The organism is Peptostreptococcus stomatis DSM 17678 (assembly GCF_000147675.1).
Lineage (GTDB): Bacteria > Bacillota > Clostridia > Peptostreptococcales > Peptostreptococcaceae > Peptostreptococcus > Peptostreptococcus stomatis.
The window spans coordinates 1-24,985 of the sequence record NZ_ADGQ01000027.1 but is presented as its reverse complement, the minus strand read 5'-3'; the positions used below and the strand labels follow the sequence as shown (position 1 = coordinate 24,985).

21 protein-coding genes and 1 other annotated feature are annotated in these 24,985 nt (G+C 34.7%); all 21 genes read left to right on the top strand.

What is annotated here, in order from left to right; all coding sequences use genetic code 11:
- Positions 1–243 precede the first annotated feature (243 nt).
- The gene (gene gap, locus HMPREF0634_RS02475; RefSeq protein ID WP_007788681.1) at positions 244–1,263 is read left to right on the top strand and encodes a type I glyceraldehyde-3-phosphate dehydrogenase; all 1,020 of its coding nucleotides are present in this window, start codon (positions 244–246) and stop codon (positions 1,261–1,263) included.
- A gap of 264 nt (positions 1,264–1,527) precedes the next feature.
- A complete protein-coding gene (locus HMPREF0634_RS02470) occupies positions 1,528–5,832 on the top strand; it encodes a 2-hydroxyacyl-CoA dehydratase (protein ID WP_007788659.1) in 4,305 nt (1,434 codons plus the stop codon).
- Positions 5,833–5,892: 60 nt separating this feature from the next.
- Positions 5,893–7,200 (top strand): hypothetical protein, encoded by a 1,308-nt coding sequence (locus tag HMPREF0634_RS02465; protein WP_040565665.1) that lies wholly within the window; start codon positions 5,893–5,895, stop codon positions 7,198–7,200.
- 136 nt (positions 7,201–7,336) lie between these two features.
- Positions 7,337–7,583: a binding site (T-box leader), on the top strand.
- A gap of 88 nt (positions 7,584–7,671) precedes the next feature.
- Positions 7,672–8,472, top strand: coding sequence for an amino acid ABC transporter substrate-binding protein (locus tag HMPREF0634_RS02460; protein WP_007788700.1), 801 nt, complete (start codon positions 7,672–7,674; stop codon positions 8,470–8,472).
- A 62-nt stretch (positions 8,473–8,534) separates the two neighbouring features.
- Positions 8,535–9,152: an amino acid ABC transporter permease gene (locus tag HMPREF0634_RS02455; RefSeq protein WP_007788662.1), complete on the top strand. Its 618-nt coding sequence runs from the start codon at positions 8,535–8,537 to the stop codon at positions 9,150–9,152.
- Between the two features lie 11 nt (positions 9,153–9,163).
- A complete protein-coding gene (locus HMPREF0634_RS02450) occupies positions 9,164–9,808 on the top strand; it encodes an amino acid ABC transporter ATP-binding protein (RefSeq protein WP_007788686.1) in 645 nt (214 codons plus the stop codon).
- Positions 9,809–10,058: 250 nt separating this feature from the next.
- Complete coding sequence (locus HMPREF0634_RS02445) at positions 10,059–11,213, top strand: 5-bromo-4-chloroindolyl phosphate hydrolysis family protein (RefSeq protein ID WP_040565664.1); 1,155 nt, start codon at positions 10,059–10,061, stop codon at positions 11,211–11,213.
- Positions 11,214–11,282: 69 nt separating this feature from the next.
- Positions 11,283–12,419, top strand: a complete 1,137-nt coding sequence (locus tag HMPREF0634_RS02440) for a toxic anion resistance protein (protein ID WP_007788661.1) — start codon at positions 11,283–11,285, stop codon at positions 12,417–12,419.
- Entirely contained in the window at positions 12,409–13,557 is a 1,149-nt protein-coding gene (locus tag HMPREF0634_RS02435; protein WP_007788668.1) for a THUMP domain-containing class I SAM-dependent RNA methyltransferase, read from the top strand. The genes HMPREF0634_RS02440 and HMPREF0634_RS02435 overlap by 11 nt, the downstream gene beginning before the upstream one ends.
- A gap of 12 nt (positions 13,558–13,569) precedes the next feature.
- Positions 13,570–14,934 carry an FG-GAP repeat domain-containing protein gene (locus HMPREF0634_RS02430; RefSeq protein ID WP_040565662.1) on the top strand — a complete coding sequence of 455 codons (1,365 nt, stop codon included), beginning with the start codon at positions 13,570–13,572 and terminating at the stop codon, positions 14,932–14,934.
- Positions 14,935–14,957: 23 nt separating this feature from the next.
- A complete protein-coding gene (locus HMPREF0634_RS02425; protein WP_007788673.1) occupies positions 14,958–15,533 on the top strand; it encodes a response regulator transcription factor in 576 nt (191 codons plus the stop codon).
- Positions 15,466–15,654 carry a winged helix-turn-helix domain-containing protein gene (locus HMPREF0634_RS10140; RefSeq protein ID WP_408634982.1) on the top strand — a complete coding sequence of 63 codons (189 nt, stop codon included), beginning with the start codon at positions 15,466–15,468 and terminating at the stop codon, positions 15,652–15,654. The genes HMPREF0634_RS02425 and HMPREF0634_RS10140 overlap by 68 nt, the downstream gene beginning before the upstream one ends.
- The gene (locus HMPREF0634_RS02420; protein WP_007788664.1) at positions 15,654–17,090 is read left to right on the top strand and encodes a sensor histidine kinase; all 1,437 of its coding nucleotides are present in this window, start codon (positions 15,654–15,656) and stop codon (positions 17,088–17,090) included. The genes HMPREF0634_RS10140 and HMPREF0634_RS02420 overlap by 1 nt, the downstream gene beginning before the upstream one ends.
- Before the next feature lie 88 nt (positions 17,091–17,178).
- Complete coding sequence (locus HMPREF0634_RS02415) at positions 17,179–18,531, top strand: MATE family efflux transporter (protein WP_007788684.1); 1,353 nt, start codon at positions 17,179–17,181, stop codon at positions 18,529–18,531.
- Between the two features lie 37 nt (positions 18,532–18,568).
- Entirely contained in the window at positions 18,569–19,411 is an 843-nt protein-coding gene (locus tag HMPREF0634_RS02410) for a DUF6892 domain-containing protein (protein ID WP_007788699.1), read from the top strand.
- Between the two features lie 275 nt (positions 19,412–19,686).
- Complete coding sequence (locus tag HMPREF0634_RS02405) at positions 19,687–20,103, top strand: GntR family transcriptional regulator (protein WP_007788694.1); 417 nt, start codon at positions 19,687–19,689, stop codon at positions 20,101–20,103.
- Entirely contained in the window at positions 20,069–20,788 is a 720-nt protein-coding gene (locus tag HMPREF0634_RS02400) for an ABC transporter ATP-binding protein (RefSeq protein ID WP_007788677.1), read from the top strand. Before HMPREF0634_RS02405 ends, HMPREF0634_RS02400 begins: the two co-directional genes overlap by 35 nt.
- Positions 20,781–21,575 (top strand): hypothetical protein, encoded by a 795-nt coding sequence (locus tag HMPREF0634_RS02395; RefSeq protein WP_040565661.1) that lies wholly within the window; start codon positions 20,781–20,783, stop codon positions 21,573–21,575. Before HMPREF0634_RS02400 ends, HMPREF0634_RS02395 begins: the two co-directional genes overlap by 8 nt.
- Before the next feature lie 10 nt (positions 21,576–21,585).
- A complete protein-coding gene (locus HMPREF0634_RS02390) occupies positions 21,586–22,491 on the top strand; it encodes a hypothetical protein (protein WP_040565660.1) in 906 nt (301 codons plus the stop codon).
- Positions 22,478–23,737, top strand: coding sequence for a hypothetical protein (locus tag HMPREF0634_RS02385; protein ID WP_040565659.1), 1,260 nt, complete (start codon positions 22,478–22,480; stop codon positions 23,735–23,737). Before HMPREF0634_RS02390 ends, HMPREF0634_RS02385 begins: the two co-directional genes overlap by 14 nt.
- 73 nt (positions 23,738–23,810) lie before the next feature.
- Positions 23,811–24,911, top strand: a complete 1,101-nt coding sequence (locus HMPREF0634_RS02380; protein ID WP_040565658.1) for a DUF3810 family protein — start codon at positions 23,811–23,813, stop codon at positions 24,909–24,911.
- Positions 24,912–24,985 lie beyond the last annotated feature (74 nt).

Sequence of the window (24,985 nt, the reverse complement as noted above, 5' to 3'; positions counted from 1 at the left end):
ATATCATAGTTCCTTTTTTAGAATATTTTATCATAATTAGATAATAGTATAATCCAGCTCAGGGTTATTAGTTCTTTAGTTTGAGGTAAGGTAGTGATAATATTTTAAGAAAAACTTGAAAAAGTTTTCCCTATAGTATTGCATTATTAGATTAAATAGTATACAATATTTGTAGAAAAGAGATATACTAATATCTAAAAACTTAAAGATTATATTATATACTATACTATATGGAGGATTATGATGAAAATTAGAGTTGGTTTAAACGGATTTGGTAGGATTGGTAGATCAGTATTAAGAATTACAGAGGCATCTGACAAGTATGAATACGAAGTAGTCGCTATTAATGCTAGGGCAAATGCTGAAACACTAGCCCATCTATTTGAATACGATTCAAGCTATGGTATATTTGATGGCCAGGTTGAAGTAAAGAACAATGATTGTATAAGTGTAAACGGAAGAGATATAGCAATCACTAGGGCAGCCAAGCCAAGTGAAATTCCTTGGAAGGACCTAGGTGTTGATATAGTTATAGACAATACTGGTAAGTTTAAAAATAGAGAAGATGCTCAAGGTCATATAGATGCAGGTGCTAAGAAGGTTGTAATAACTTGCCCAGCTAAGAATGAAGATATCACAATAGTATTGGGTGTAAATGATGATAAGTACGATAAGGACCTACACAATATTATATCAAATGCTTCTTGTACAACTAACTGTCTAGCTCCAGTAGCTAAGGTTTTAGATGAAAAATTCGGTATAGAAAACGGTATGATGACAACAGTTCATGCCTATACGAACGACCAGCAGGTATTGGATAAGACTCATAAGGATTTAAGAAGGGCTAGGGCTTGCGCTGGATCAATAATACCTACAACAACTGGTGCAGCTAAGGCTGTTTCCTTAGTGCTTCCGAAACTAGAAGGAAAATTAAATGGATTCTCTCTAAGGGTTCCAACTCAGACTGTATCTGTTGTTGACCTTGTTGTTAACCTTAAGAAGAAAGATGTTACTGCAGAAGAAATAAATACAGCCCTTAAGGATGCTGCTGAAAATGAATTAAAGGGTATACTAGGCTACTGTGATAAGCCACTTGTTTCAGTAGACTTCAAGGGTGACAAGAGGTCTTCTATAGTAGATGCCCTATCAACAATGGTAATGAGTGATGGACTAGTAAAGGTTATTTCTTGGTATGACAATGAATGGGGTTATGCTGAAAGAACTGCTGACCTGGTTAACATGGTTTCTAAGAATTTAAAGTAATAATCTACCTATAGAAAAGTGTATGTAAAAAGTATATAAATTTCCTTATCCTCCTATGATAAATCAAAGGTCATAGGAGGATTTTTTTCATGCCTAAAATGAAGATAATTTCATTTTACAAAAATCTAAATTTGGTATAAGATATACTAAAATGGGTATATTAATTAGATAATCTCTTGTAGATTTCTCTATATATATGTATTATCCAAGCTCATTTTGGTGATAGGTGGTATATATAGTATATTACCCATGAGGAGGTATAAGATGGAAAAGGTCTATAATTTAGGAATAGATATTGGATCCACAACCGTTAAAGCAGTTGTCTTAACTGAAGATAAATTATTAAAATACAAAGAATATAGAAGGCACTTTTCTGATGTAAAAAAGGCAGTTAGTGACCAGTTAAAGGATATTTTTAGTAAATTAGGGAATATCAAGGTAAAGTCTGTAATAACAGGTTCAGGTGGTATAGGCCTATCAAAAAAGATAGGAATAAAATTTGAACAGGAAGTAATTTCTAGTACAAGGTCTATAGAAGAGTATAACCCTGATACTGATGTTGTAGTAGAGCTTGGTGGAGAAGATGCCAAGGTAACCTTCCTATCAGGTGGAATAGATCAGAGGATGAATGGTATTTGTGCCGGTGGTACAGGTGCTTTTATCGACCAGATGGCATCACTTTTGAAGACAGATGCTGCTGGATTAAATGAACTTGCCAAAAACTTCAAGGTGGTTTACCCAATCGCTTCAAGATGTGGTGTATTTGCAAAGACAGATATACAACCTCTTATAAATGATGGGGCCAGTAAGGCCGACATAGCCATGAGTATATTTAATGCTGTTGTCGTTCAAACGGTCAGCGTTTTATCATGTGGTAGGAAGATAGAGGGAAATGTTGCCTTTCTTGGTGGACCCCTATATTTCTTGTCAGAATTAAGAAAGCAGTTTGCAAGAGTATTGAAGTTAGAAGACAAAAATATAATTTTCCCTGAAAATGCCCAGCTTTATGTGGCTATGGGAGCAGCCCTTTTGGCATCTAAGGAGAAAGTTTATTCAATCAAGGAACTTATTGACTTGGTTGATGGGGTTGATAGTCTTGAAGATGGAAATAGTGATGAAATAGTGGCCCTATTTAAGGATGACCAGGCCTATGAAGACTTTAAGGCTAGACATGCTAAGGACTGTGTAAAAAGGGACAGTATAGAAAACTACCAGGGCAAGTGTTTCTTTGGTATAGATGCTGGTTCAACTACTACAAAGGCCGTTCTAATAGGAGAAGAGGGTCAGCTACTTTATTCCCACTATGGTAGTAACGAGGGTAGTCCCCTTGATATGAGTATCAAGATACTTAAGGATATATATTCAAAACTACCTGAGGGCTGTTCTATAACCAGGGCAACTGTAACTGGTTACGGTGAAGAATTAATTAAAAAGGCCCTAAGAATAGATGAGGGTGAAATAGAAACCATTGCCCACTATAAGGCTGCAAAGTTCTTTGATCCGAAAGTTGACTTTATCCTGGACATTGGTGGCCAGGATATGAAGTGTTTAAAGATAAAAGATGGGGTAATTGACCAGATAATCCTTAATGAGGCTTGTTCATCCGGCTGTGGTTCTTTCCTTGAGTCCTTCTCAAGGTCTCTACATATGGATATAGTTGACTTTTCAAAGGTAGGAATAGGGGCTACAAACCCTGTAGACCTGGGATCCAGGTGTACAGTATTTATGAATTCCAGGGTTAAGCAGGCCCAGAAGGAAGGGGCTAGTGTTGCGGATATATCTGCAGGTTTGGCTTATTCAGTAGTTAAAAACGCCCTATTCAAGGTTGTAAAATTAAGGGATGTGGAAGAGCTTGGAGAAAATGTGGTAGTCCAAGGTGGTACATTCTATAATGACCTTGTCTTGAGGTCTTTCGAGGTCCTGGCTGGTAGGGATGTAACTAGACCTGATATAGCCGGCTTGATGGGGGCTTTTGGATGCGCCCTGATTTCAAGGGAAAAATACAGGGGTATTAGGTCAAATATTCTCAGCTTAGACCAGTTAAATGACATTACTATAGAGTCAAGTGTAACAAGATGTAAGGGTTGTTCTAACAAGTGCCTATTAACTATAAATAAGTTCTCTGAGTCAGAGATATTTGTATCAGGTAACAGGTGTGAGGTTGGAGAGGCAATTTATACCCATAAGAAGATAGAAAAGGACAAGAAAAGTATTAATTTATATAAATATAAGTATGACAGAATCTTTGACTACAAGTCCCTAAAGCCAGAAGAGGCAAAGAGGGGCCTTATTGGTATACCAAGAGTCCTAAATATGTATGAAAACTATCCATTTTGGCATACATTTTTAAGTGAGCTAGAATTTTCAGTTGTCCTGTCAGCCAAGTCTACTAAGGATATATTTGAGAAGGGGATTAGTTCTATTGCTTCAGATACAGTGTGTTATCCAGCTAAGCTAGTCCATGGTCATATAGAAGACCTGATAGAAAAAGGTATAAAGACTATTTTCTATCCATCAGTTACACATGAATTCAGGGAAGACCCTGATTCTGACAATCACTTCAACTGTCCGGTTGTTACATCATATCCAGAAGTAATAAAGAGCAATATGGATTCTCTTGAAGAAAATGATATTAAGTTTATTAATTTCTTTATAACTTTAAATGACAAGAACAAGTTGAAGAAGAGAATATACAATGCCATGAAGTACCACTATCCAGACCTTAGACAAGATGAGGTAAATAGGGCTATAGACATGGCGACAAAAGAATATGACTTGTTCAAGGCCCAGGTAAGACAGAAGGGCGAAGAAGCAGTAGCCTATTTAGACGAAAATAATTTAAAGGGTATTGTTTTGTCTGGTAGACCCTACCACCTTGATCCGGAGATTAACCATGGTATACCAGAATTGATAAATTCTCTTGGTATGGCAGTCTTATCAGAGGATTCTGTTTGTCACTTGGCCCATATGGAGAGGCCTCTTAGGGTGGTAGACCAGTGGGTATACCATTCCAGGTTGTACAAGGCTGCAGAATTCTGTAAGAATAAGGATAACCTAGATATGGTTCAATTAAACTCATTTGGATGTGGACTTGATGCAGTAACTACTGAACAGGTAGAAGACATACTGAATGAAAAATCTAAGATACATACAGTTATCAAGATAGATGAGGGCAATAACCTAGGGGCTGCCAAGATAAGACTAAGGTCTTTAAAGGCTGCCATAAATGAAAGGGAACTGAGTGGAGTTAAGCCTTCCCAGTTGAAAGAAAAGAAGGTTGAATACCAGAAGAATACAAGGTTAAATACCAAGCATACACTTTTAGCCCCTCAAATGGCGCCAGTCCAGTTTCAGTTTATAGAAAGGGCTATGCAGGATTCTGGCCTTAATATAGTAGTCCTAAACAACAACTCATCTGAGATAATTGATGAAGGCTTGAGATATGTAAATAATGATGCCTGCTACCCAGCTATAATAGTGATAGGCCAATTGATACATGCCCTAAAGTCTGGGGAATATGACCTGGATAATACCACTGTACTGATGAGCCAGACAGGTGGGGGCTGCAGGGCTACTAACTACATTGCCTTTCTTAGAAAGGCTTTAAAGTCTGCAGGTTTCCCAAATGTACCGGTAGTGTCTATTAGTGCCCAAGGTATAGAGGATAATGGTTTTAAAGAACAGATGAATATGAAGGTCCTAAATAAGTTGGTAATGGGGGCAGTCTACGGTGATCTTTTAATGAAGGTCCTACTAAGGGTTAGACCGTATGAAAGTATACCAGGTAGTGCTAACCTCCTATATGAAAAGTGGTGTGACAAGTGTAAGGAATCACTTAAAGATGCCAACATTAGGCAGTTCAAAAAGAATATAAGAGACATAGTTTCTGACTTTGATAGGCTAGAGATTACTGATGAAGTTAAGCCAAGGGTTGGCCTGGTTGGTGAAATACTGGTTAAGTTTAGTCCAATAGCCAATAATGACCTGATAGGTATCCTGGAAAGAGAGGGGGCAGAAGCAGTTGTACCGGAATTACTCAACTTCTTTATGGCCTGTGCCTACAATAATATATATAAGCACAAGAACCTAGAGGGATCCTGGAAGAGTATGGTTGTTAGTAAGGCAGTTGTCAAGATACTAGAAACTTATATGGCTACTTATACTTCAGCCCTTAAGGCAAGTAAGAGGTTCGATCCTCCTAAAAAGATAGATAATTTAGCTGAATTGACTAAGTCTTATGTGTCACTTGGTAACCAAACTGGCGAAGGCTGGTTACTACCAGGAGAAATGTTAGAACTATTAGAGGCTGGATGTAATAACATAGTATGTATGCAGCCTTTCGGATGCCTGCCTAATCATATTATAGGTAAGGGTGTAATCAAGGGAATAAAGAAGAAATTCCCTAAGGCCAATATAATACCAATAGACTATGATGCATCAGCAACATCAGTAAACCAGTTAAATAGGATTAAGTTGATGTTGTCTACAGCCTTTAAAGAAACTGAAGGCAAGGAAGAGTCCTTATATGGTTCATCTTTCAAACCAATTGATTTAAATACACAAAGATAGTATAATATAAGTACTCTACAAGTCAGTAGGGTACTTATTTTTTTGGAAGGAGACAGGATATTGAATATAATTAATGAGTCATTTATCTCCATATACGATAATAATGATATCAATGAAGATTTTGTAATATACCAAGGAAGATTTTACATATACGGGACATATGACATTAAGTGTCAGGGGACAGTTTACTATAAGATAAGTGACCCAGTAGCCATAAATTTTAGGGCTAGTGTATACAGGTATGAAACAATATCAGACTATATTGATGATCTTTCAATGGAGAAGATATCTATTGAGATACCCGGTTATAAGGTTATAAATGCTGAAATAACACAAACTGCCAATGGTGAATTATACGGTTATATCAATGACATATTGATTAAGTCTAAGGATACAGATGTAGACTACCTCCAGTTCGACATATTAAATATGGACAAGATACCTGGAAAGCTGGTTAATCATGGCGACTTGGTATATGCTGCCAGGGTAGAATTTGATGTTAACGAGTATACTATTGTAATTGACAAGAGTTATAAATACAACAAGGAAATGCATAATAACTTAGTGTCAAAAACTGGTAATATAATTACACATACTGGTAGAATATATAAAAAAGATGGAAGTAAGGTGAAAACTAAGAGACTAAGGTATTTTTTAAACAACCTATCTACAGCCCTGTCTTTTCTATGTGGAAGGTATATAAATATAGTAAATGCCTTTGGATATAGGGGAGGAAAGAATACTTATAGGGAGTGGTGTAAAAATTATTCCTCAGACTACCGTTTTGTCTTCAACTGGACATCTACTATATCAAACTACCACAACATAGAAAAGTATCTTTCTCTCATGTGTAAAAAACTCGAAGATACCTATTATAGTGTGGCCATAGACAACACTGTAGACTGGTATCTGGGTGCCCTAAATGGTAATAATATAGATAACAATATCATTTCTATACAGACTGCCCTAGAAATGCTGTCTTATGTAGTATTGGTTGAAATGAAGGCTGTTTACAATCCTATTGAGTATGATAAGAACCCTGCCAAGCAAAATATAAGGATGCTCCTAAAAGAGTGTAACCTGGATACCAGTATAGATAGGATTGACCAATTTTCTCTAGATCTGGTAGGACACTTTAAGGATGGTGTCGACTTGATCACCTACTATAGAAATAGGGTAGTTCATCCGAGTAAGTCAAAACATAATAATAAATTAGAATTTGAAGATATGTGGAATATAACCCTTCTTGGCATTAACTATATAGAGTTAGTTATACTATACCTAATAAATTATAGGGGGGAGTATACAGATAGGTTTCGTGATTTGAGTTTTGGTCAGGTGAATTTAGTACCATGGGCTAGAAACTAGTTTATGGGTGAATAAAACAGTTTAAATGTATTTAAATAATGTGTAAATTCAAAAAAATAAAAAATATTCAAAAAAACCTTGACAAAACCTTTACCATGAATTAGAATGATTTATAACAAGTAAAGAAACCACAAAAACAAAGACTTTGACTAGAAATAGTAGGTATATGAAGTTAATCAGAGAGTGGCTGGCTGGTGAGAAGCACATTACAGATTATATCGAACACATCTATGAGTTGGATACCGAAGTTTTAGTAGGCTATCACGTGAACACACGTTACAGTGTTAGGGTATTATATAGTACTCGATGAGGTTGCTATTGCGAGATAGTAACGAATAGAGGTGGGAACACGAAGTATTGGATTTTATACTCTCGTCCTCTGGCAGACGTCAGGGCACGGGAGTTTTTTGTGCGTATTCTATCCTGGACCTGACTAGACATATTTAATTATATTTTTAGGAGGAAAAGAAAATGAAAAAAGGTATTATCAAAAAAACGGTTATGTTAGGTTTAGGGTTAGTATTAGCTACAGGTTTGGTTGCTTGTTCAGACAAGAAAGATGACCAAAAGGCTACTAGCACAGACAAGAAGGAAATTGTAATGGGGCTTGACAACACATTTGTTCCTATGGGATTCCTTAATGACAAAAATGAGCTAGAAGGATTTGATATTGACTTGGCAAATGAAGCCTTTAAGAGAGCCGGTTATACAGTTAAGTTCCAGAATATTGACTGGTCAATGAAGGAACAGGCGCTAGATAATGGCAATGTTGACTGTCTATGGAATGGTTATTCAATAACTGAAGAACGTAAGGCGAGAGTGGCCTTCTCTAAGCCATACTTTGACAACAAGCAAATAGCAATCACAATGTCTACTGAAAGCCCAACTAAGTTAGCAGACCTTAAGGACCAGGTAGTTGGAACTCAGGCAGCATCATCTGCCCTAGAAGCTATAGAGGCTAATAAGGAATTTATAGGTATGATAAAGGACCAGAAACCAGTTACTTATGATACATATGATAAGGCTCTTAGAGATTTAGAGATTGGTAGAATTAAGTCTGTAGTTGGTGACGAAGTTCTATTAAAGTACTACATTACTCAGAGGGGTGCCGACAAGTATAAGGTACTAGAAGGTGACCTTGGTAGTGAACAGTATGGTGTAGGCTTCAGAAAGAAGGATACAGACTTAAGAGATAAGATCGATAAAGCCTTAGATGATATGAAGGCTGATGGAACATTTGACAAGATAAAAAAGAAATGGTTCAACCAATAATAAATATATAATTTTTAAGGCTGACAAGTGAAATAAATAAGATCAGCAACAGGAGGAAATAAATGTTTGAAGGGGTTAAAATACTTTTAGAATTGTTCTTTGTAACAACTATATTTTCCATACCCTTGGGTATAGTAGTTGCCTTTGTAAGGCTATCAAATAACAAAATAGCTAGTTCTGTCTCTAGCTTTTATATATGGATAATGAGGGGAAGTCCACTCTTACTACAGATGATGTTCTTCTACTACGTACTTCCTATAATTAGTCCAAAGCTAGTATTCGACCAGCTGACTGTGGCCTTTATAGCCTTTGTAATCAACTATGCAGCATATTATGCTGAAATTTTCAGGGGTGGTCTATTATCTATTGACAAGGGTCAGTTTGAAGCAGCCAAAGTTCTTGGTTTTGACAAGATTACAATGTATAAAAGAATAATTTTGCCCCAGCTAACAAAAAGGGTATTACCACCTGTTTCTAATGAATTAATTACCCTAGTAAAGGATACTTCCCTTGTCTATATTTTAGGACTAAATGACCTATTGAGGGTAGCAACAGCAGCAAGTAATAGGGAAGCTAGTTTGATGCCTTTTGCCTATGCAGCTGTCATATACCTGGTAATGACAGCCATACTAACTAAGTTGATGGCACTCTTAGAAAAGAGATATTCATACTATAGGTAAGGGGTGATAATATGTTGAAAATAGTAGATCTTAAGAAAAAATTTGGGCAAGTAGAAGTCTTGAAGGGAATTAGCTTCCAGATAGACGATGGTGAAATCGGAGTAGTCTTAGGTAAATCAGGTGCTGGTAAGACAACCCTGATCAGGTGTATAAACGGGCTTGAAAACTTTGATAGTGGTAAAATCGTCCTGGACAATGTAGAAATAAAGTCAATAAATGATATGAAGGAAATTAGGGGCCAGATAGGCATGGTTTTCCAAAATTTCAACCTATTTCCTCACTTAAGTGTCCTAGAAAATATAATAGAATCTCCTGTTAGGGTATTTGGTAGAAATAAGGATGAGGCGGTTAAAGAGGCCCTAGACCTATTAGAGATGGTAGACCTTTTGGATAAAAAAGACCACTATCCACACCAGTTATCAGGTGGCCAGCAACAGAGGGTGGCCATAGCCAGGTCTTGTGCCCTTAAGCCAAAGGTGTTATGTTTTGATGAGCCTACATCAGCCTTAGACAAGGACAATATACAAAAAGTTGCGGATATTATTAGAGACTGTAAAAAAATGGGCATGGCTATACTAATAATTACCCATGACACGGTTTTTGCTGAGGAAATAGCAGACAAGACCCTTAATATTTCCGAAGGCCTATTGGTATAGTTATAAGACTGTATATAACATATATTCTATGATACACTTAATTAAATTTACATATTAAATAGAAACGAGTAAACACTTAGGTCACGCATTACAAAAAATGCGTGGCCTTTTTTGTATATCATAAGGATAAGGGCTTTAAAAATATCTAATGAATTTTTTAATTTTACTTATATATCCTGATATATTTCTACATACAAAAGCTAAAAAGGTCCTAATTATATGGTATAATCATATTAGTGAGGTGTTTAATATGACTAATAAATATAAGAATAATAATTTTTCTGTAGATGACCTAATTAAAGGTTTAGGGGATACCATAAATTCAAAAATTAATGAGAGTAATTTTGCTGACCTAAATGACACTGTAAAGAGGTCTATAGATATAGCTCTTGACCAGGTTAATAATTCGCTAATAGGCAAGAATATATTAGGTAAGCAAGCTAATGTAAGAACTTATAATAGAGGTTTTGGATCAGCTAATATGCCAGAAATAAATCAGGTGGAAAGATATATCCGAAGGCCGGAAAACTACTTGCTTAACCTGATCTTTCAAATATTGTCAGGCATTACAGCATTTATAATGCTAATTTTAGGAATTATACTACTTGCAATAGGCTTAAATTTTATACCTTTTTTTGTCATCTTTGGAGTCATGTTTGGTATTAGCTACTTCTTTTCCTATAGGAGGAAGGAAATATCTAGGTTTAAGGCCTACCTTGCTTCACTTGACCACAATGGATATGCAGAAATATCAAGTATGGCCAACCGTATAGGAAGACCGGAGTCTAGTGTGGTCAAAGACCTAGAAACTATGATAGAAAAAAAATATTTCTACCAGGGCCACCTAGTAGAAAATAATACTATCTTCCTAGTCAATGATGAATTGTATTCATATTACAAAGCTGGTCAGGAAAGTCGTAGGAAGAGAGATATTGAGCAAGAAAAATTTGAATCAAATAAGGAATTAAATCACTTCTTAGAGTCATGTAGGGACAATAGGAATGAAATAGAAGTATTGCAAAGATCACTATCAGACACTGGTATGGTAGAAAAGTGTTCAGAAATATCTTACTTGATAGGAAGTTTAGAAGATCTTGTTAGTAAAAAACCAGATAAGTTGGATAGGTTAGATAGGTTTTCATCCTACTATATGCCAATAACTACCAAACTCCTTGGGTCATACAAAGATCTTGAAAATAAACCAAAAACCGATACAAGCCTTAAGGCAATGGATGAAATATCAACTACTATGGATACCATTATAGGTGCTTACAAGAGGTTATTGGACCAGCTGATTCAGACCGATAATATCGATATCAGGTCTGATATATCTGTTTTAAAGACCATGTTGGCCCAGGATGGTCTGAGCGGAGAAAGTCCTTTTGAAAACAAGATTGATGAATAAATACATAAGTTTAAAATAGAGGAATTAATCATTTAAAATATAGCAAAAGATGTTATTAGGAGATTAAATATGGATGATATAGTATTAAGTTTTGATAGTAACAAAAAAGAAGAGTTAGACCTGGTTAAAGAAGACAAGGTTGAAAGAAGTGTTATTGACTCATTTGACGAGTCGAGTTTAAGCGAATCTGAAAGAAAAATGGTTGAAGATTTTTCAAAAGAAATCGATATAGGAAATTCCCAACTTGTATTGGAATATGGGGCGGGAGTCCAAAAGAAGATGTCCGATTTCTCAGATTCTACCCTAAGTGTTATTAGGACAAAAGACCTTGGAGAGGTCGGAGATATGATTTCCAACTTGGTTGTTGAATTAAAGGGCTTTGATGCCAGTGATGAGGACAAGGGTATACTGGGATTTTTTAAGAGGGGAAGCAAGAAAACCCAGCTAATGAGGGCTAATTATGACAAGGCTGAAAATAATGTTAATTCTATAGTTAAGTCTTTGGAAAATCAGCAGGTTACCCTGATGAAGGATATATCTACTCTTGACCAGATGTATGACCTAAACAAGAATTACTATAAGGAAGTGTCTATGTATATACTTGCTGGAAAGAAAAAACTTGCAGATATTAAAAACAAGGAACTACCAGCCCTAAGTGAAAAGGCCAGACTGAGTGGACTACAAGAGGACGCTCAAAACCTAAATGACCTTAATAACCAGATCGATAGATTTGAAAAGAAGTTACATGACCTTGACCTGTCTAGGATGATATCTATACAGACGGCACCCCAGATAAGGATGGTTCAAAATAACAATATATTAATGGTGGAAAAGATACAATCAACTATTGTAAATACAATACCCCTATGGAAAAACCAGATGGTATTGGCCTTAGGAGTTAGCCATTCAAATGAGGCTATAAGGGCCCAGAGAGAGGTATCAAATATCACAAATGAACTCCTAAAGAAGAATGCAGATAATTTAAAGATGGCATCTATAGAGACTGCAAAAGAATCTGAAAGAGGAATTGTTGATATAGAGAGTTTAAAACATACAAATGAGACCCTTATATCTAGTCTAGATGAAGTCATGAAGATACAGGTTGAGTCTAGAGCCAAGAGAAAAGAAGCTGAAAATGAAATAGCAAGGCTGGAAAATGAGCTTAAGAATAAGATGATAGAAATGGTGAATAAGCATGAAATATAAGTACACATTAATCTCACCCTGCTTTTTTGGCATGGAAAAGATGTTAGCAAATGAAATCAAAAATTTAGGTTTTGAAATCGAAAAAACTGAGGATGGTAGGGTTACCTACAAGACAGATGAATATGGTATTGCCAGGGCCAATATGTGGTTAAGGTGTGCTGAGAGGGTCAGTTTAAAGGTAGCTGAGTTTAAGGCTACTTCATTTGAAGAACTATATGATAGAACAAGGCAGATTGACTGGTCCAGGTTTATACCTTATGGGGCTGAATTTCCAGTGGCTAAGGCATCATCTATCAAGTCTAAGCTATATTCAACTCCGGACATCCAGTCCATAGTTAAGAAGGCTGTAGTAGATAGCCTTAAAGAAAAATACATGGAAAGCAATATGCTAAAAGAGGATAAGGAAAGATATCCCATCTTTGTTTTTATACATAAGGACAAGGTTGTTCTTTCTATAGATACTACAGGCTTAGCCCTACATAAGAGGGGGTACAGGGAAGTATCCAATAAGGCTCCTATCAGGGAAACCCTAGCAGCAGGCCTAGTATATTTAACCCCTTGGAGACCAGGAAGAACCCTAGTAGATCCTATGTGTGGTTCTGGTACAATACTTATTGAAGCAGCCATGATTGGTATAAATATGGCCCCAGGCATGAACAGGGAGTTTATATCAGAAAAATGGAGGACTATAGACAAGAAAATATGGTGGGAGGTAAGAAAAGAGGCCTTTGACCTACTAAAGGATGATGAAAGTTTTACCATATATGGTTATGATATTGATCCTGAATCTATAGAGATTGCAAAAAATAATGCTGAGATAGCAGGAGTTGAAAAATATATCAGGTTTGAATGTAGGGATGCGACAAAGTTTGCATCTAATGAGGAGTATGGATTTATAATTACCAATCCACCCTATGGTGAGAGACTTGAGGACCAGGAAAGTGTAAAGCTACTTTATAAGGAACTGGGCTATGCATTTAGGAGATTAAAAAATTGGTCATACTACCTGATTACATCATATGAAGAATTTGAATATGAGTTTGGTCAGGATGCTATAAGAAAAAGAAAACTCTATAATGGTATGTTAAAGACCTACTACTACCAGTATCCCGGTCCTAAACCACCTAAGAAAGCTTAAAGGGGTGATAAATTGAACAAGTTATTTAACAAGTATATATGGGCTTTTTTCATAATTTTATTGATTGGCTTGCCAATACTTATAGCTGCAAACTTCAATTCTTTAAAATCACCAGAAAAGTTGATAGTAAAACCTATAAGTGATGAAAAAAATCTTGAAATCTACAATTCTATAAGGAGGTTAACACCCCTTGATACTAGTTTTACAACTCCTCAAAATTTTAAGGATGTGTCCAAAATTAATAGGGTAGACCTTGATTCAGATGGGGTAGAGGACATAGTTGCCTTCAAGAAAAAAACCAATGAAAATCAGGGTACTAGCAATATATATATGTATATTTTCAACATGCAAAGTGGTCAAATTTCAGAAGATGATGAAAGCATTGTAAGAATACCAGGAGAGACTATAAAATATGCTAACTTCATTGACCTGGATAATGATGGTAAGAAGGAAATAATCCTTCATATCAACAGCTTGGGCTATGAAAATATTTATATTTATTCTAATGAAGATGGTAATATAAAAAAGAAGGCAGAGTATAACTCTTCGGAAACATCAATTAAACTTAACTATTTTGACTATGATAATGATGGTAAGATGGAATGTCTGGCCCTTATCCAGAGTCAGAAGACTTACGAAGTAAGTATATGTGGTATGAAACTTCAAAATGATAATATTCAATTTGACAAGTACGATACTTCTTATACGGTAGAATCTTTAGACAAGGTAGAAATATTAAACGGAAGAATCTCCAATAATTACCTGGGGAGTGTAATTACCTACCAGAGTCTTAGGGGGTCTTCTGTAAACCAGCTGCTAATATACAGGAATTCCAAGTTTGAAAAGGTAATAAAAAATGAATCTATCCTGGCTATAAACCCATATAACCTGAGGCCTGAAGATATAAATGGTGATGGTATAATAGACCTGCCCAAGATAGAAGAAAAGCTAACCAATGCCAATTCCAAAGATAATAATATTATTAGTTGGTATAATTGGAATGGTAGGCTAGAAGACAAGGAGGTCCTTAGCAGGATAGGCCAAAATTTCTATTCTTTTACTTATAATTTCAAGCAGGTTATACCAGATAAGTTAAAAGATAAAATATATATAAAGGTTGAAAATAAGGATAATAAGGATGACTATTCCATATACTATATTAACGGTAAGTCTAAAATTGACTTATTAACATATACAGTTATATCTAAATCTTCAGCTTCCTATGAAGATGAATATAAAAAAAGTGCCAAAAAAGCTATCCTATTTGAGACAGAAGACTGTGTATGTATTCTCAAAAAGTCAAATGGAGACCTTATGAAAAAATATGGTGTTAGCCTTAATAGAATAAGAAAAACATTCGAGTTGATTAACAAATAGTATCTATGTTAGGAGGTAATAATATGGACAAGATTCTTATTTTAGAGGACGAAATTGGTATAAGAAGTTTTGTTAGCATAAATTTAAAAAGAGAAGGCTATGATGTAATAGAAGCTGGTACTGGTAGTGAAGCTATAGAAAAACTAAATAGTGAACCCAATATTACAATTGCCCTACTTGATATAATGCTACCCGATATGAGTGGTGTAGATGTATGTAGGTATATAAGAGAAAAGTATGAAAATATGGGGATTATAATGCTTACAGCAAAGGCCCAGGAAGACGACAAAATCGAAGGCTTTGTAGCTGGTGCAGATGACTATATGATAAAGCCCTTTAGTATCAAAGAACTCCTATTTAGGGTATCAGCCCTAATCAGGAGGGTTAAGAAGGACAATGATACAAGGAAGAGTAGCGTTCTTGACCTACCGCCATTTTCTCTGGATATAAACAAGAGAAAACTTTATAAGGATGGAAATGTTGTAGACCTTACTCCTACAGAATTTTCTATAGTAAAATTCTTAATGATGAATGCTAGTGACAGTCTTAGTAGGGACCAGATTCTACAGGAAGTATGGGGGGTCTACAGAGTTATATGACTACAAAATAGTTGATGTAAATATCAGACGTATTAGGAATAAGATAGAAGAAGACCCATCAAAGCCAAAATATATTTTGACAGCATGGGGCTATGGTTACACTTTTAGGAGAGCGGATTAATGGGTTTATACTTTGGAGGATTAAGAAAAAAAGTTCTTAAAAATTTCATAATCATCATAATCCTGATAGTATTTATTTTTGAGGTATTCTTTGCTATATTTACTACACGATACTATTACACCTCTATTAGGCAGACAATCCTTTCACAGATGAGGTATATTGATACGGTATATAATGCTACTAATATGACCAATATCGATTTCAATGATAGGGTTAGGAGTATATTAGAAAACCAGAATAATATGCAGAACTCAAATATAGCTATAAACATTATAAATACCAGGGGGAAACTAATTATAGACCAGTATGGTTTTAATAGTAATAAGATCCTGAATTACGTTGATGTAAAGAAAGCCCTTAAAAATACTTCTGGGACTGATATGAGCACCTATATCTATAAGGAATATGACACCAAAGAAAATGTGATGAGTGCATCAGTACCTATAAAGAGTAATGGTATTATACAGGGGGTCGTCAGGTTTAGTGTATCCCTAAAGTATGTAAAAATAGAAATTTTAAAAATTATGTTTTACCTTCTATTTATGGGCTTGATAGTTATAGCATTTACCATTAGCCTAAGTTTAAAATTTGCGGACTCCATAATAGACCCCCTACATGAGTTAAAGATATTTTCTAACATGTTGGCAAAGGGTAACTACAATATCAAGGTCAATAAATCCAGGATATATGATGATGAGATAGGAGACCTTGCTAATACCTTTGAGAATATGGCCCAAGAAATTCAAAAAAGTGAGAAGCTGAAGGATGAGTTTATCTCATCAGTATCTCATGAATTGAGGACACCTCTTACGTCTATCAAAGGATGGAGTGAAACACTAGGACTTGATAATATAAGCAAGGAAGAACTTAGCATGGGCCTAGGTATAATTAATGACGAAACCGAGAGGCTGATAAAATTAGTCGAAGAACTATTAGACTTTTCCAGGATGTCATCTAACAGGATGAAACTCAATATAGGAGAGGTGAATATAGAAAACTTGGTTGCAAGTGTAGTAAACCAGCTTAGGTCTATGGCTATTAAAAAGAACATAAGACTTAGCTTTGAATTCTTAAACCAGGATATGACTATAATATATGGAGATAAAGACAGGTTGAGGCAGGTATTGATAAACCTAGTTCAGAACTCCATAAAATTCACGCCTGAAGATGGAATTATATCTGTCAAGGTGGATCAAAATTCCAATGAAACAAGCATCTGCGTTGCTGATAATGGTATCGGTATAGATGAAAAAAATATAGCCAATGTATCCAAAAAATTCTTCCAAGAAGACTTCCACAAGTCTGGAAGTGGTCTAGGTTTGGCAATAAGTGAAGAAATAGTGAAGTTACATGGAGGTTCTCTAACTATAAATAGCAAGAAGAATATAGGAACCCAGATTACAGTTAATATTTCTAATGATAGTAGAAAAGCTTAATCTTTATGTATAAGATAACCTCATAGGGGTATAAGATCCTTATGGGGTTATTCCTCAGTAGGGGAAATTTTCTATCTAGGAGGTAGTTTTGAGCAAGGATTTAGGTAATGATAAAATTTCAAAATTATTGCTAGACATGAGTATACCTGCAATTTTAAGTATGCTGGTGGCAGCAATTTACAATATAGTGGATAGGATATTTATTGGTAGGATAAATCCTTTGGGCTTAACAGCCATTGGTATCACCATGCCATTTCAGGTTGTACAAATGGCCTTTATTCTCCTTATCGGGGTGGGAGGGTCTACTTTAATATCTATCAAATATGGGGAGAAGAAGTATGATTCAGCTGAGAAAATACTTTATAATTCTTTAGTTTTGATTATAATTTCTGAACTGATAATAAGTTTAGTCTGTATAATATTTATGGATCCTATTTTTGACCTCATGGGGGTTTCCAAGGATGTATATGGTTATGCCAAGGACTATATATGGATCATACTTATAGGTGGTGTACCTGGCTTGACAGGTTACTGTCTAAATAACTCTGTGAGAAGTTTGGGACATGCTAAGGAGTCTATGATTATTGTCATGGTAAGCTCCATACTTAATATTATACTAGATGCCCTCTTTATTTTTGTATTCAAGTGGGGTGTTAAGGGGGCCGCCATTGCCACTGTAATTTCACAGACTATGGTTACTGTGTTTGTATTGTACTTCTTTATAAAGGCAGAGGATATACCTATAAAGTTTAGGAAGAAGAATGCATCTTTTGATTTGAAGGCTGTTTGGGAAATATTCCAAAATGGTCTACCAAATTTTTACATGAACTTGTTTGGTACAATTGTCAGTATTATACTAAATAGGTTTATTATTGACTTTGGTGGTGACTACCATCTAGCATCTGTAACAATTATTTCCTCTGTTAGCCTATTTATTACCATGATAATTTATGGAATTAGTCAAGGGGCCCAGCCACTCATAGGATATAATTTTGGTGCTAACAAGTACCACAGGATTGTAGAAACAGTAAAACTCACAACTGGAGTAATTGTGGCTATAAGTTCACTCTTTTTAATATTTATAGAGTTTTATCCAAAGTTATTTGTGTACCCTTACACTTCTGATACAAGATTACTTGACATAACGGGTCATAATATAAGGATATACCTTCTCGGTATAACTTTTGTAGGTATTCATTCTATTGCGACAACCTACTTCCAGTCCATAAGAAGACCTAAAATTTCTTCATTATTGTATATACTGAGGTATGGTGGCATTCTAATTCCTTTCCTGTATATAGTACCAAAAATAATGGGCATAAATGGTGTATACCTTTCAAATGCCCTGAGCGATACAATATCTGGAGTTGTAGCCTTGATATTCTTGTATATAGATATACGTAGGTTAAGCAAAAGGCAAGGACTCCTTGAAGACATTTAATCAAATATACTATAATATATTAGTAGGAGGGTAAATCATGACTAAAGAAGAACGTGCAAAAAAATGGTTTTTTAATATACCTAACAGTCAAGATATCTCTATGGATACAAAAATGGATATATGTAATAAGGTGGCAAAGAAATCAATTACTCTATTTTTCTTATTATTAGTAGTGGAGTGTATTTTATTATTTATCCTAACCAAGGGTGAAATTTTCACCCTTGAAGCAAATTTTATTAATGGTGTTTCCAAAAGCATTTATACGACAAATCGCTATAGGCTATTAGGGCTTATTGGAGGACTTATATTTTTACCTCTTATAGGACTCCCTTTGATTATAACTTTAATATACAAGAATAAATCTATAAAATCAGAGGCATCTAATCTTATAAAGGGAATGGATAATATGGGTATAGATGAGCAATTATCCAGAGACCCTAATAAGGAAAATAAGGAAGATATCCTTCATTTTGATAATATTAATTTCAAGTTAGCTATTATTCAAGTTCTAATGTATGATTTGAAGTTATTAGAGCCTAGATTTGATATATATGATTTTGCCAAACAATACACAAGAGGAGATATTGACACGGATACTTGTACTATAATTGAACCGGCAATCAATTTTTTCAAAGAGCTAGCCATCCCAAAGAGCTTAGCACCATATATAGAAACAATCTATATGGATGGTGGAAATGACATCTATATGAATATTATTCCTGCTTGGGATGGGGAAGATGATTGCTTCGATTTAAATGAAATAAGCTTATCGGAACTAAAGCAATTTCCTAATCTTAAGAAAGCTACTATTATGACTAGTAAATACGATAAAATAAAAGAACATTTTAGTATGCTTAATATAAATGTGGAACTACTTTAATATAGCTAGAGAGTTTTATTCACCTATTAGAGGAAGTAAAGGAAAATAACCTATACTTTCTTTTTTTATGTCCATATAAGAAATATGGAAAGCAAAATTTTTGAAAGAGCTGCAAATATTGATAAAGATCCATCAGTGAAAAAAATATATTTTCCTCTTGCACTCAAACTGTACTAGTGATATAATACGGTTAAAGTGTACTAGACAAGTAGTACAGTTAAGAACTTTAAAATACCAGCTTTAATTATAAAAATAAGGGGAGGAGTGATTTAAGCTTGAAAGAGATAAAATTCAATAGTAATTCACCCATATACCTACAGATTTCAAAATACTTTGAGTCTAGGGTATTCTTGGGAGAACTTGAGCCTGGTAGTCTAATTCCTTCTAGGAGGGAGTTAGCTGGCCTCTTAGGTGTAAACCTAAATACAGTACAAAAGGCCTATTCCTACATGGATGAAATAGGTCTTATAATTACTGAAAAAAGTAAGGGTAGTATGATAACAAGTGACCTTGCTAAGTTAAAAGACCTAAGGGAAGACTACATTAAGGAACCCCTTCTGGATTTTATAACCATAATGAAGTCTATAAATATACCCAAAGACAAGGTTATTGGCCTGTTAGACCAATATTACGATGAAATTAAGGAGGACTTAACAGATGATACGAGTGCAGAATCTAACAAAAAAATATAAAAATCAAACAGGCGAAAGATATTCATGTGTTAAATACGCCCTTGATAATGTAAGCCTGGATATTATGGATGGTACAATTACTGCTATCCTGGGAGTTAATGGTTCAGGTAAAACAAGCCTATTGAAGTCTATAATGGGCTTTATTAAGCCTACAAGGGGGCATATAAGCATTGATGACCAAAAACTATCATACCACCTATATGAAAAGATGATCTATGTACCTGATTGTCCTACACATTTTCCAACTTATAGGGTTCAGGACATGATAGACTTCTATAAGGACTTTTACAAGACTTGGGATGACCAAAAAGCAGACGAAATGCTTGACCTCTTTAAGATAAATAGAGAAGATATTATAGACTCTATGTCAAAGGGTAATATAGCCAAGGTAAAGTTGGTTATGGCCTTTTGTCTGAATATGAAGTATATCATCCTGGATGAGCCCTTTGCTGGCATAGATATTTTTAAGAGAAAAGAATTTGTCAGTATGATGGCCCAGTATATGTCTGATGACCAGACCCTTATCCTTACAACCCATGAGATAGATGATATTGAATCTGTGGTAGACTATGTCCATATACTAAGTGATGGCAGGCTAGTTGCCAGCTTTGATGCCGAGGAGATGAGGACCTACGAAGGTAAGTCTATACTAGAAAAAATAAGAGAGGTGTCTTTTGATGACTAACTTTTTGAGATATTTTAAGTTTGACTTTAAGAGAAATAAGAAGTTACTAATTATTTTTCTAATATTACTAGTAGCTATATACATTTTAAGTAATATGTTATCTGTTAAGTTAGCCCTTGATTACTACAGAACTCTAGATTTTACGAACATTGATAAGATAGAACTTAGAACAAGTATGTTTAATGGTTTAGTAGATACAAGTGAGTCCCTTGGCCTACTTATATTTGCCCTAATATTTAGCATAGTATTGATTAATCAAAAGGTAAACACTGAACAAGATACTACTAGCTACAATATGTTACAACTACCGCTACCTAAATATATGCATATATTTATGGTTTACTTAGAAACAAGCTTATTTGTACTTATGAATTACCTTATAATAGGACTAATTTCCTATACAAGGGGATCCTATTTGTTATCAAAATTCAAGCTTTATAGTATTGAGTATGGCGGCATACCTATCAAGGATACGATAAATAAGCTTGACATCTTAGAGGAGATATTTAGGTACAACCCACTTTTTCAGGGTTTAAAGCCTGATATTATAATAAGTGGATGGTTTATACTGATTGGTATAACCTGCTTAGCTACCATACTATTTTCAAGAAGGCTCAATATAGGCACAATAATTGCTTGTTTAATTGTAGTGGTCTTGTATTTTATAACTTATATGATACTGTCATATATAGATAGATACCAATTAGATAATTCCATTCCATTTTTTGCAGGTGGTTTGCTACTGGTTTTTATAAATACCTATCTAGTTAATAATATAGATTATTAGGAGGTTTTAGATGACTTTTATTAATAATATTTTTAAATTGTATTACCATGAATTAAAGGTAAATAAAAAAATTCTACTCCTGTTAGGGGTAGCCGTCCTAACCTGGTTTCTATTTAGCCTTTTCAATAGTTACAGGGGGCAGTATTCGGCAGGTGATATAGACCTGATTAGGGACCTATCTCCAAAGATTTTAGAATCTGCTTCAAACGGTCAGGAAAAAGCATTCCTTAAGGAGGTCCTAACTGGGGCTATAGGGTTTAAATCTGCAATGACTGGTAACATACTAATGCTTGCACCTATCTGCCTTGCTTCAATACTGGCATCTTATATATTGGTGACTAGGGACTTTAGGAAGAAAAACTCTTCCTTTTACCTGGTATATAACCTACCAAACAGGATTATAGAAATAAAATTGGCAAAGATATTGGCGGGTCTTAGCTTATACATATATACAATTCTCTTAATTACACTTGGCCTGGTACTTATGGACAATATAAACCTGTTAAAATTTGGCAACCTATATAGGCCGGGTATATGGAATATGACCAAAGAAATATTATTCCTACCTTTCGATTTCAGGTCATCAATTTTTTATACCTTTATGCTAGTATTTCCATCCATAATTGGTCTACAGTCATGTGCTAGTATCATATATGCTGGAAGCATTAAAATTAGGTTTGCTAAGAGGATTGGTTTTTTTGTATTAATATTTTTTGCAAGTGTACTAGTTCTATTTATTGGTATAGATGTTAATACCTATGGTATTTTTAGGGGTCTAGGTCAGGGATATCTTACAAGTATTCCAACTTTTATTTTTATATTAGTTCTCTATATACTGGTTGCTGTCCTATTTGTGATGGATATGGTATATAGTCGTGATAGCTTTAGGGGAGGGTTAGGATATGAAGACAAGTAAAAAAGGATTTATGGTATTTACAGGTCTCTTAATACTCTTGTTTCTTAGTATTTCCTGTGTAAGCCAATCATACAATAAATCTTTAAAAGTCAAGACCCTTAGTGGTAGTGACAAGATTTTAAATGAACAAAATTTGATGTTAGTTAATAACAATATAATATCTTTTCCACCTCAAGGTTATAACGATGAGTATAGGATAGCAGCCACAAGAGCATATGTTTTGAATACTAATAAATTAATAAACCTAGATATTAAAAAACAGGGGCATGAAGTCATTCTAAGCCATAAATACCATGTATACAAACCAAAGACATCTATGACAGTCCCAATTAACATATACTACACACTTGAAGAAAAAAGTGGACTTGTCCTAGTTAAATTTCAAGACCATCAAGGGAGGGAATATAGTGGGTCTATCTATGATAAGGATATAATATCAAGTGCAAAGTCAGAGGACCTTAAAATTCATAGGGTAGAGAAGTACAAGGGAAACTACTACCTGGCCTTGTCTTACTACAATAAGGATAAAAAGTCTAGTATACTTGCCTTTGCTAGGTTAGACAATAATAAGCTTACTATTTTAGACCAAGTGGAAGACAAAATAAAGTACAGGTGGGCCAGGTATGGTCTAATAGCCTTTGATAAATTCTTTATCTTTGACTATAGTGATGAAAATGGTAAATTTATGCCATCAACCCTATCCTTTGACTTTAAGGATAAGAAAATTTCCAGGGATTATATAGACAAAACAAATCCACTATATAGTGTTTTTGATCGTAACCCTAATAACAGCGATAAAACAGATAATTTTTCATATATAAAATATCTAGCTGATAAGCAGGCAATTGTAAGGGTTAAAAATCCGGATAATAGCAATAACTACCATGTCTATATAGTCAAATTTAGGGACGGTAAGCTTGTCCTGGACCAGGATATAGATACAGGTATAGGTCTCTATTTGGATGAAAAGAAAATTCAAGACAGGGGTAATAATTATAGCTTTAACAACAGCAATGAAGTTAATATCTTTCTAAATAATAATAAGCTTATATTTTATATGGTCAATAGTTCTTCATTGATGGATAGTCAATATTACGAAAAGAGTGTAAATTTGGACCAACTTAAGAGAATTCTTATCTACGGTCTAGACACTAGAAAGCTTGACTATGAAGGTCAAATTTCAGGTGCCCTTAAAGAATATGACCAGGAAATATATTCTAGCAATAAAATAGACAAAACCAAGTAGAGTATATAATCATATTTTAGGCAAATTACCTCTTTTTTATGGTATAATATATCATGTTTATGGAGGTGGTAAAGTGTTTAAATTTAAAATTGGCCCCCTATTGCTTTTTGTATTTTCCAGTTTTATACTAGGCTTGTCAATGAAGTACAATAAGGCTACTGGACTTATATATACAAATATAATAAATAAATTTATAAGAGAAAAACTTAGCATGGTCTTTAGTAGGCTAGACATACCCTTTGGTGATGTAATATCTATATTATTGATATTAGTCTTAGTGTATTTTATATTAAATCTACTAAGAAGGTTCTTTAGTCCTACAAAGTGGTTAGCCTATATTTATAGGGTATTTTGGGGGACTGTAAATATCCTTTCTATAGGATTATTTATCTTCGTATTGTTTTATGGTTTAAATTACCATACCCAACCCTTGGCAAATTACTTGGTTGACAAGTACAATGCCAAGTATTCAACTAATATAAAGGTCCATGTTGATACTAACAAACAATTAGAGATATTGAAGTATTTAGAAAATAAGGCTATTGATACTAGAAACTTAATCAAGCATGAGGAGAGTAGTAGCTTATCAAATATAAATGACCTGTCTATCCAGGTAGAGGAGGGCTTTAGGATAATATCAGATGCCTTTCCAAGTCTTGGAGGTACGTATTCTAAGCCAAAATACAGCCTCTACAACCAAGTATTTGATGGGTTTGGCCTAGAAGGAAGGTACTATATCCTCACTAATGAGGTGAGCATAAACAAGAATATACCAGACATATACAGGCCCTTCATGGTTTCTAAGTATATGGCCTACCAGAGAGGGATAGCCAGGGAAGATGAGGCAGCCTTTTTTGCCTATCTAGCCGGCATCAACAACACAAACCCTAGTGTTAAATATTCGGCCTATGTATCAATCCTAAGCATGATGACAAAGTCTATGATGTTTGATAATAAGGTTGAGTACAACTATTTTGTATCTAATATGGATAAGGATATTAGGGCTGACATGGATAAAATTAGTGATTATAGGGCTAAGAATGGGCCTGGTAAAAAAATTGCAGACCAGGTTAAATATGTTTTTAAGAGGATAAATGGTGATTTAAGAGTAGATAGCCTTGAAAAAGAAGTATCTATTTTAATGTCTTCTTACTATTCCTTGTTTACCTATTAGGATTTATAAAAAGTGACTAGTCTAATGTGATTTAGAATACCAGTGGTATCTAAGCATAAAAAGGACTTAGTCAC

Coding starts and splice junctions, on each gene's coding strand:
- gap (WP_007788681.1), top strand. CDS start 244: ATGAAAATTAGAGTTGGTTTAAACGGATTTGGTAGGATTGGTAGATCA.
- HMPREF0634_RS02470 (WP_007788659.1), top strand. CDS start 1,528: ATGGAAAAGGTCTATAATTTAGGAATAGATATTGGATCCACAACCGTT.
- HMPREF0634_RS02460 (WP_007788700.1), top strand. CDS start 7,672: ATGAAAAAAGGTATTATCAAAAAAACGGTTATGTTAGGTTTAGGGTTA.
- HMPREF0634_RS02455 (WP_007788662.1), top strand. CDS start 8,535: ATGTTTGAAGGGGTTAAAATACTTTTAGAATTGTTCTTTGTAACAACT.
- HMPREF0634_RS02450 (WP_007788686.1), top strand. CDS start 9,164: ATGTTGAAAATAGTAGATCTTAAGAAAAAATTTGGGCAAGTAGAAGTC.
- HMPREF0634_RS02445 (WP_040565664.1), top strand. CDS start 10,059: ATGACTAATAAATATAAGAATAATAATTTTTCTGTAGATGACCTAATT.
- HMPREF0634_RS02440 (WP_007788661.1), top strand. CDS start 11,283: ATGGATGATATAGTATTAAGTTTTGATAGTAACAAAAAAGAAGAGTTA.
- HMPREF0634_RS02435 (WP_007788668.1), top strand. CDS start 12,409: ATGAAATATAAGTACACATTAATCTCACCCTGCTTTTTTGGCATGGAA.
- HMPREF0634_RS02425 (WP_007788673.1), top strand. CDS start 14,958: ATGGACAAGATTCTTATTTTAGAGGACGAAATTGGTATAAGAAGTTTT.
- HMPREF0634_RS10140 (WP_408634982.1), top strand. CDS start 15,466: ATGCTAGTGACAGTCTTAGTAGGGACCAGATTCTACAGGAAGTATGGG.
- HMPREF0634_RS02420 (WP_007788664.1), top strand. CDS start 15,654: ATGGGTTTATACTTTGGAGGATTAAGAAAAAAAGTTCTTAAAAATTTC.
- HMPREF0634_RS02410 (WP_007788699.1), top strand. CDS start 18,569: ATGACTAAAGAAGAACGTGCAAAAAAATGGTTTTTTAATATACCTAAC.
- HMPREF0634_RS02400 (WP_007788677.1), top strand. CDS start 20,069: ATGATACGAGTGCAGAATCTAACAAAAAAATATAAAAATCAAACAGGC.
- HMPREF0634_RS02395 (WP_040565661.1), top strand. CDS start 20,781: ATGACTAACTTTTTGAGATATTTTAAGTTTGACTTTAAGAGAAATAAG.
- HMPREF0634_RS02390 (WP_040565660.1), top strand. CDS start 21,586: ATGACTTTTATTAATAATATTTTTAAATTGTATTACCATGAATTAAAG.
- HMPREF0634_RS02385 (WP_040565659.1), top strand. CDS start 22,478: ATGAAGACAAGTAAAAAAGGATTTATGGTATTTACAGGTCTCTTAATA.